The sequence below is a fragment of the Granulicatella sp. 572.rep1_STHE genome (genome assembly GCF_001073445.1).
GTDB classification, from domain to species: domain Bacteria; phylum Bacillota; class Bacilli; order Lactobacillales; family Aerococcaceae; genus Granulicatella; species Granulicatella adiacens.
The window spans coordinates 50,989-58,867 of the sequence record NZ_JVBO01000043.1; the positions used below are offsets into that span (position 1 = coordinate 50,989).

General features: G+C 37.9%; 10 protein-coding genes. 7 read left to right on the plus strand and 3 right to left on the minus strand.

The window, feature by feature from the left end; translation table 11 throughout:
* From ADH99_RS09400 to ADH99_RS09415, 4 genes are read left to right on the plus strand one after another with little or no spacing between them, the layout of a single operon-like run.
* On the plus strand, window positions 1-333 hold the full coding sequence (locus tag ADH99_RS09400) for a glycine cleavage system protein H (protein ID WP_049555748.1): 333 nt from the start codon (window positions 1-3) through the stop codon (window positions 331-333).
* A complete protein-coding gene (locus ADH99_RS09405) occupies window positions 326-1,120 on the plus strand; it encodes a protein-ADP-ribose hydrolase (protein ID WP_049555747.1) in 795 nt (264 codons plus the stop codon). The genes ADH99_RS09400 and ADH99_RS09405 overlap by 8 nt, the downstream gene beginning before the upstream one ends.
* 1 nt (window position 1,121) lies before the next feature.
* Window positions 1,122-2,003, plus strand: a complete 882-nt coding sequence (locus ADH99_RS09410; protein ID WP_049555746.1) for an SIR2 family NAD-dependent protein deacylase — start codon at window positions 1,122-1,124, stop codon at window positions 2,001-2,003.
* Between the two features lie 3 nt (window positions 2,004-2,006).
* The gene (locus ADH99_RS09415) at window positions 2,007-3,029 is read left to right on the plus strand and encodes a lipoate--protein ligase (protein ID WP_049555745.1); all 1,023 of its coding nucleotides are present in this window, start codon (window positions 2,007-2,009) and stop codon (window positions 3,027-3,029) included.
* Window positions 3,030-3,073: 44 nt separating this feature from the next.
* Here the strand turns inward: ADH99_RS09415 and ADH99_RS09420 are convergent, their stop codons facing one another.
* The 3 genes from ADH99_RS09420 to ADH99_RS09430 all read right to left on the minus strand — a co-directional run bounded on the left by ADH99_RS09420 (window position 3,074) and on the right by ADH99_RS09430 (window position 5,201).
* Window positions 3,074-3,574, minus strand: a complete 501-nt coding sequence (locus ADH99_RS09420) for a phosphatidylglycerophosphatase A family protein (RefSeq protein WP_049555744.1) — start codon at window positions 3,572-3,574, stop codon at window positions 3,074-3,076.
* A gap of 117 nt (window positions 3,575-3,691) precedes the next feature.
* On the minus strand, window positions 3,692-4,678 hold the full coding sequence (locus ADH99_RS09425) for an NAD(P)/FAD-dependent oxidoreductase (RefSeq protein ID WP_049555743.1): 987 nt from the start codon (window positions 4,676-4,678) through the stop codon (window positions 3,692-3,694).
* 13 nt (window positions 4,679-4,691) lie between these two features.
* The gene (locus ADH99_RS09430) at window positions 4,692-5,201 is read right to left on the minus strand and encodes a divergent PAP2 family protein (protein WP_049555742.1); all 510 of its coding nucleotides are present in this window, start codon (window positions 5,199-5,201) and stop codon (window positions 4,692-4,694) included.
* Between the two features lie 198 nt (window positions 5,202-5,399).
* On the opposite strand from ADH99_RS09430, the gene ADH99_RS09435 reads away from it, so the two are divergent.
* The 3 genes from ADH99_RS09435 to ADH99_RS09445 are packed head-to-tail and all read left to right on the plus strand — an operon-like array spanning window position 5,400 to window position 7,796.
* Complete coding sequence (locus tag ADH99_RS09435; protein ID WP_049555741.1) at window positions 5,400-5,990, plus strand: peptidylprolyl isomerase; 591 nt, start codon at window positions 5,400-5,402, stop codon at window positions 5,988-5,990.
* 9 nt (window positions 5,991-5,999) lie between these two features.
* Complete coding sequence (locus ADH99_RS09440; RefSeq protein WP_049555740.1) at window positions 6,000-6,389, plus strand: CvfD/Ygs/GSP13 family RNA-binding post-transcriptional regulator; 390 nt, start codon at window positions 6,000-6,002, stop codon at window positions 6,387-6,389.
* 60 nt (window positions 6,390-6,449) lie between these two features.
* A complete protein-coding gene (locus ADH99_RS09445) occupies window positions 6,450-7,796 on the plus strand; it encodes a glucose-6-phosphate isomerase (protein WP_049555739.1) in 1,347 nt (448 codons plus the stop codon).
* The last annotated feature ends 83 nt before the right edge of the window (window positions 7,797-7,879 follow it).

Here is a 7,879-nt window from a genome sequence, read left to right on the forward strand (position 1 = left end):
ATGAGAAAATTTGCAAACTTTTTATGGATTGATAAAGAAGGAGAAAACTACACAATTCGTATGACTCCAGAACTTCAAGATGATGTCGGTACGATTGGTTTCGTTCAATTTAACATGGATGACCAATTAGAAGCTGAAGACGAAATCTTAAGCTTAGAAGCAAGTAAAACAGTGATGTCCATTGTGACTCCACTGTCAGGGAAAGTCGTAGCTAGAAACTTAGCCGCAACAGAAGATCCTAAATTATTAAACTCTGAAAAACCAGAAGAACACTGGTTAGTGACATTAACGGACGTTGATGAAGCAGCATTCTTGGCATTAGAAGATGAATAATCATAAAGAAGAGCAGTTGCTCAGGAAAATGATTGAGTTTTTGGCGCAGGAAGCAGGAGAATCCCTTGAAGTTGAAGGGAAAACGGTAGAAGAGTTGAAGACACTTTGGCGAGGGTTTGTAAATGTAAGGCAACCTAAAGGGTCGCCTGCAGAATATGTCACTTTTGAGAATGAGTATTTACAAGAATACCATGCTCCAAGAGTGCAGACATTAGCAGATTGCCTATCAACACCAAATGATCAAATCAAACTCTATTATGGGGATTTATGTGAACTGAAAGTCGATGCGATTGTGAATGCGGCGAATAGTGAGATGCTGGGATGTTTTATTCCTAATCACCGTTGTATTGATAATGCCATTCACACTTTTTCAGGCATTCAACTTCGCTCCTTTTGTCATCATTTAATGGAGGAACAAGGGAAGAAGGAGCCTGTTGGAAAAGCAAAAATCACGCCAGCTTTCAACTTGCCATCGAAGTATATTATTCATACGGTAGGGCCCTTCTTGCCTCCAGGGCAAAAAGTAACGCCGCTTCGTGAACAGTTACTTGCGGGTTGTTACAAGAGTTGTCTGGAAGCCGCAAGAGAAGCCGGACTTACATCGATTGCTTTTTGCGGGATTTCAACAGGAGAGTTTGGATTTCCAAAAGAACCTGCTGCGCGTATTGCCATGGATACCGTGAACAAGTGGTTGCAGGACACGTCTTCAACAATGACCGTTGTCTTTTCAACTTATACTGAGGAAGACCAATCGATTTATCAGAAATTATTATCAGGAGAACAGTAGAATGACGAAATGGAATGCATTACAAAAAGAAAGAACGACTGAAGCTAGTTTACTGGCGGATTTATTCCAGGAAGCGGATGCTATTGTGGTTGGTATCGGTGCTGGGATGTCGGCAGCAGATGGATTCACCTACATTGGCAGTCGATTCGAAGACGCTTTTCCTGATTTTATCGAGAAGTATCAATTTTTAGATATGTTACAGGCGAGCTTGTTTCATTTTCCAAGTTGGGAAGAGTATTGGGCGTTTCAAAGTCGTTTTATCACGCTCAACTACTTGGATCAACCTGTGGGACAATCGTATGTGGAATTGTTAGAAATGCTTAAAACGAAGCCATACCATATTATTACGACAAATGCGGATAATGGTTTTTGGGTAGCCGGGTATGACAAAGAGAAGGTTTATCATATTCAAGGGGAGTATGGGCTTTTCCAATGTAGCCAGCACTGTCATCCAAAAACGTATCAAGATGATGCATTAGTCCGTAAGATGATTGCGGAACAAAAGGACATGAAGGTACCTTATGAACTGATTCCGTTCTGTCCTGAATGCGGAGCGCCACTTGAGATTAATAAGCGTAACGCCGAAAAAGGTATGGTGGAGTCAGCAGATTTCTTTGCACAAAAAGCACGTTATGATGGGTTTTTAGAAGAACATAAACACGATAAAGTTCTCTTTTTAGAAATCGGAGTGGGCTTTACAACGCCACAATTTATCAAAACACCTTTCCAAAAATGCGTCCAAGCGAATCCAAATGCGCTGTTTGTAAGTATGAATCATAAACATTACCGCATTCCGATGGCGCTAAGAGAGCAGACCGTACAATTGTCAGAAAACATCGCCCCATTGATTCATGGGACCTATCAAGAGCTTAAAGGAGAATGACCGATGTATTTAATCGAACCAATCCGTGATGGAAAATATGTAAAAGATGGAGCAGTAGCGCTTGCGATGCAAGTATATGTGCAAAGTAATGTCTTCTTAGATGATGACATCTTGTTCCCATATTACTGCGACCCTAAAGTAGAAATTGGAAAATTCCAAAATACAATTGCCGAAGTAAACGAAGAGTATTTAAAAGAAAACAATATTCTTGTTGTTCGTCGTGACACAGGCGGTGGTGCTGTATATGTGGACTCTGGTGCAGTGAATATATGCTATTTAATTCAAGATAATGGAATCTTCGGGGATTTCAAGAGAACGTATGAACCAGCAATTAAAGCCTTACACGAACTCGGCGCAACAGCTGTCGAACAAACAGGTCGTAACGACTTAACGATTGAAGGAAAAAAAGTATCTGGTGCTGCGATGACGATTAGTAATGGTCGTGTATACGGTGGTTTCTCGCTCTTATTAGACGTTGACTATGATGCGATGGAAAAAGTCTTGAACCCAAATAAGAAGAAATTACAATCTAAAGGGATTCAATCGGTACGTGCGCGTGTGGGAAGTATTCGTCCATATCTTGCTCCAGAGTATCAAAACGTGACGGTAGATGAGTTCAAAAACTTAATCACATGTAAGATTTTAGGAATGAACTCGATTGATGAAGCGAAACGTTATGTATTAACCGAAGAAGATTGGAAAGCAATCGATGAACTCACAGCTTCTAAGTATAAAAACTGGGAATGGAATTATGGCCAATCTCCTCAATATAGTGATTACCGTGATGGCCGTTTTGCATGCGGAACGATTCAATGTTACCTAGAAGTAGAACAAGGGCGAATTTCAAACTGCCGTATTTTCGGAGATTTCTTTGCAAAAGGAAATGTACAAGAAGTTGAAGAAAAACTAAAAGGCGTTCGTATGGTGAAAGAAGACTTAGTAGAAGCCTTAAGTGCCATCGATTTAAGCAACTACTTTGGCGCAGTTACTGCCGAAGAATTTGCTGGACTCGTTTTAGGAGAATAAAAATAGAGTTATACCGTATACGGTATAACTCTATTTTTGCTTGATTAGTCTAATTCTTCTTTTGCTGGAATGCTGTGTGCTAGACGGCTTGCTGCAGCGGCTGCAATAGCTCCTACTAAGTCGTCTAAGAAGATGTTTACTTTACCAGTTGATTTGTCATCTAAGTTTTTAAGAATTCCTGGTTTTACTTTGTCGATATAACCGTAGTTTGTAAATCCAATAGAACCATATACGTTAACGATGGATAATGCTAAGATTTCATCGACACCATATAAAGGTTCATCTTCAGATAAGACATCGTTTAATAGTGGATGTAATTTCTTTTCCTCAGCAAGTTTATCCATTTCAATTCCAGTAATGACAGCATTTTGTACTTCACGTTTCTTTAAAACGCTGTGAACATTACTTAGGCATTCTTCCTTTGTCAAACCTGGAACATATTTTTCTTGTAAGAAATAAACTAAATCAGCAATTTGATCTACGTCTACACCACGTTCAGATAACAATTCTAAAGAACGTTCGTGTAATTCTTTTGGGCTTTTCATAAAAATCCTCCTTTTTATTCATTATGAAACCCTTTTAAAAAGAGTAGCTTTTTATTTTAACACAAAAAAGAAAAACGCCCAAATGAATTGAGCGTTTTTTTGAAATTTTGTAAACAGTTAGAACATGGATGAACTGTGAATAGTGCTTGGTCGACTATTTGGGTTCACATACGTCATCGCAGCATTAATGGCAATAGGTGCTTCACCAAATCCAGTAGCAATGATTTTTACTTTGCCATCATATGTTGCGATATCTCCAACAGCAAAGACACCAGGAAGTGTGGTTTCCATTTGGCTATTTGTCAAAATACAATTTCTTTGAACTTCAAATCCCCAGTTTTTCATGCCTCCGATAGAAGAAGAGAAGCCATAGTTCACAATGAAATCGTCAACAGGAATTTCGATTTGATCTTCGCCTTTAGCGTGTTTTAGTACAACGGATTGAATTTTCTCACCATTTCCGATTATTTGCTCAGGAAGATAAGGGGTTAAGATTTCAACGCTTGATTCTTCTAGTTGTTTTACGCTATGTTCTTGCGCTCGAAACTGAGGGCGACGATGAATGATAGAAACTTTTTTTGCAATGGGTTCCAATGCAAGTGCCCAGTCTACAGCAGAGTCTCCACCTCCACAGATAGCAACAGTATGATCTCTAAAGCGTTCTAGGTTATTGACAAAATAATGTAAATTTTTACCTTCGTAATGTGAAGCTTCGTCAATTTCTAGTTTTCTTGGTCGAAAGGCTCCGTTTCCGCAAGCAATAATTACCGTTTTTGCTAAATGGGTTTGTTTTGAAGTAATCACTTCATATCCAAACTCAGTTTTGTTTAATTCTAAAGCTTCTTCTTCTAAACAGTACTGAGTGCTTGGGAATCTTTCTAATTGTGCTAATAAGTTTTCAATTAATGTTCCTGCTTGGATTTCAGGAAAAGCGGGGATGTCATAGATTTTCTTTTCAGGATATAACATCCATGGTTGACCGCCTAATTCTGGTAAACTCTCTATAATTTTAACAGAAGCTTGGCGTAGACCAGCGTAAAAAGCGGTGAAAAGCCCAACAGGCCCACCGCCGATAATAATAATATCAACAATCTCTTGAGTCACCTTGTACCTCCGATTAATAAAACATTCTTAAAATAAAGGCCATTATAATTCCTGTTAATACTCCGGCAAAGACCTCTACTGGTTTGTGACCTAAATACTTTTTAATAATTAATTTTTTATTTTCCTCTGTATCGAAAATATTGATGGGATCGTCTTCTGATTCGATTTCAACATGCTTTAGAGAACTAGACTCTTCTCGCAAATGTTCTTCGTATAATTTTTGTAATAAAATCCCTTGCTCACCGCTTTGTCGTCTTACCGCCATCGCATCGAACATCACGATTAAGCCAAAAGTAGTGGCAATAGCTACCAAAGGAGAAGTGAATCCATATTCGATAATTAGAGCAGTAATCAAAGAGCTAACTGCTGCAGAATGAGAGCTAGGCATTCCACCAGTACTCGTTACTAAAGAAACATGAGCATCTGGTTTCTTTGAAAAATAGGCAATAGGAAATTTAACAAATTGTGCAAACAGAATCGAACAAATAGAAGCGACTAATGGATAATTCTGAAATATTGTCATTCAACTACACTCTTTCTTTTTTTATACTAATCTACTATACCATGAATTCATCAAAATCACTAAAGAAAATTTATAGAATGAAATGATTTTTTTCTTAAGTTTTGTAGAAAGGCTAAATTGCACCTGTTTCGCTTTTGTGGTTTAATAGAAGAGGTTAGATGAGCAATTCATCATTAAGAAGTAAAAGGAGATGGAAGAATGAGTCAATTTCCACAACTAAATGAATTAAATACAAGTAATCCACTTGTAACGGTGCATACAAATCATGGAGATTTCAAATTGGAATTATTCCCTGAAATTGCACCTAAAACAGTAGAGAACTTTGTGACACACGCTAAAAATGGTTATTATAACGGAGTGATTTTCCACCGTGTTATTGAAGATTTCATGATTCAAGGAGGAGACCCAACTGGAACAGGGATGGGTGGCGAGTCTATTTATGGCCGTACTTTTGAGGATGAATTTTCAAGAGAAGCGTTTAATTTATATGGAGCTCTTTCAATGGCGAATGCGGGTCCAAATACAAATGGATCACAATTTTTCATCGTTACAGCAAAACAAGTACCCGCTCAAATGTTAAAACAATTAAAAGATGGCGGCTGGCCTGAAGAAATCGTTGAAGAATATGCTAAAATTGGTGGTACACCATGGTTAGATCATCGTCATACTGTATTTGGACGCGTTGTTGAAGGAATGGGCGTTGTTCTTGAAATCGAAGGCGTTAAAAGAAATGGACAAGATCGTCCATTTGAAGATGTAGTGATTGAATCCATGGAAGTAAACGCGTAGGGAGGTCCTATGAGTAAAACTTTTAGAATTGGCGACATCGTTACTGCGAAAGTAACAGGTGTACAAAATTACGGAGTTTTCTTAGAGCTAGACGAAGATACGCAAGGGTTGATTCATATTTCTGAGTGTAAGCATGGATATATGGATAATGTGCACGATTTTGTGAAAGTAGGACAGGAAGTGACAGCGAAAGTCATTGACGTCGATGAATTTTCAAATAAGATTAGTTTATCGATTCGATCACTTGAAAAATTAGATGTACCAGACTTTCCACAGCGCATTAAGAAAAATCGCAAACGTTACACTCCATCGATTGGTTTTTCTAGCTTAGCCAAGAAACTACCAATATGGATTGAAGAAGCTCAAGAAAAATTTGTAAAAGATAAAAATAAGAGTTAATAGATTCGCTTTTTAAACAATCTATTTGACGAATATTAAAAATTTTAAGGAGGCATTCAAATGGGACATATTTCATTTGATTATTCAAAAGCATTAGGTTTCTTTAATCAAGAAGAAATCGATCACTTGCAATCTACTGTGACTGCATTAGATAAAGACTTGAGAGAAGGATTAGGAGCAGGAAACGACTTTACAGGTTGGATTAACTTACCTCGCGACTATGACAAAGAAGAATTTGCTCGAATTAAAGCAGCTGCTAAAAAGATTCAAGAAGAATCTGAAGTGTTAGTAGTAATCGGTATCGGTGGTTCATACTTAGGAGCGCGAGCAGCGATTGATTTCTTAAACCACGCTTTCTATAACTACTTACCAAGCGACAAACGTAAAACTCCGCAAGTATTATTTGCAGGAAATAGCATTAGCTCAACTTACTTACAAGGCTTAATTGACTTAATCGGAGACCGTGATTTCTCTGTAAACGTGATTTCTAAATCTGGTACAACGACAGAACCAGCGATTGCATTCCGTGTATTCAAAGATTTATTAATTAAAAAATATGGTAAAGAAGAAGCTGTAAATCGTATTTACGCTACAACTGACCGTGCTCGTGGAGCATTAAAATCAGAAGCAGATGTGGAAGGATACCAAACATTTGTAATTCCTGATGATGTCGGTGGACGTTTCACAGTGTTAACAGCTGTAGGCTTACTTCCAATCGCAGTAACGGGTGCAGATGTAGATGCATTAATGCAAGGGGCTGAAGATGCACGTGTGGCTTACAGCTCACCAAACTTAAAAGAAAACGAAGCTTACCAATACGCTGTAGCACGTAATGTGTTATACCGTAAAGGAAAAGTGACAGAGTTACTCATTAACTACGAACCAACATTACAATACTTCTCTGAATGGTGGAAACAATTATTTGGTGAATCAGAAGGGAAAGACTTCAAAGGAATTTATCCTTCAAGCGCAAACTTCTCAACGGATTTACACTCGCTAGGACAATACATCCAAGAAGGTCGTCGTAACATCTTCGAAACAGTTATCAAAGTGGGTAAACCAAATGAAGAAGTAACAATTCCTGAAACAGAAGAAGATTTAGATGGATTAGGATACTTACAAGGTAAAACAATGGACTTTGTAAATACAAAAGCTTTCCAAGGAACATTACTTGCTCATACAGATGGTCAAGTTCCAAACTTTGTAGTGAACATTCCTGATATGTCAGCTTACACATTAGGACACTTAATCTACTTCTTCGAAATCGCAGTAGGTCTTTCAGGTTACTTAAATGGTGTTAATCCATTTGACCAACCAGGGGTAGAAGCATACAAGAAAAACATGTTTGCTTTACTTGGAAAACCAGGATTCGAAGACTTAGCAAAAGAATTAAACGAACGTCTATAATCGACTTACCGCATTCTCATATTGAAGTGCACCCCAAAAGTTAGACACAAAATCTAACTTTTGGGGTGTTTTTATTATGAAAT

Excerpts from the sequence above, each read along its gene's own strand:
- ADH99_RS09400 (WP_049555748.1), top strand. The coding sequence starts at position 1 with ATGAGAAAATTTGCAAACTTTTTATGGATTGATAAAGAAGGAGAAAAC.
- ADH99_RS09405 (WP_049555747.1), top strand. The coding sequence starts at position 326 with ATGAATAATCATAAAGAAGAGCAGTTGCTCAGGAAAATGATTGAGTTT.
- ADH99_RS09410 (WP_049555746.1), top strand. The coding sequence starts at position 1,122 with ATGACGAAATGGAATGCATTACAAAAAGAAAGAACGACTGAAGCTAGT.
- ADH99_RS09415 (WP_049555745.1), top strand. The coding sequence starts at position 2,007 with ATGTATTTAATCGAACCAATCCGTGATGGAAAATATGTAAAAGATGGA.
- ADH99_RS09420 (WP_049555744.1), bottom strand. The coding sequence starts at position 3,574 with ATGAAAAGCCCAAAAGAATTACACGAACGTTCTTTAGAATTGTTATCT.
- ADH99_RS09430 (WP_049555742.1), bottom strand. The coding sequence starts at position 5,201 with ATGACAATATTTCAGAATTATCCATTAGTCGCTTCTATTTGTTCGATT.
- ADH99_RS09435 (WP_049555741.1), top strand. The coding sequence starts at position 5,400 with ATGAGTCAATTTCCACAACTAAATGAATTAAATACAAGTAATCCACTT.
- ADH99_RS09440 (WP_049555740.1), top strand. The coding sequence starts at position 6,000 with ATGAGTAAAACTTTTAGAATTGGCGACATCGTTACTGCGAAAGTAACA.
- ADH99_RS09445 (WP_049555739.1), top strand. The coding sequence starts at position 6,450 with ATGGGACATATTTCATTTGATTATTCAAAAGCATTAGGTTTCTTTAAT.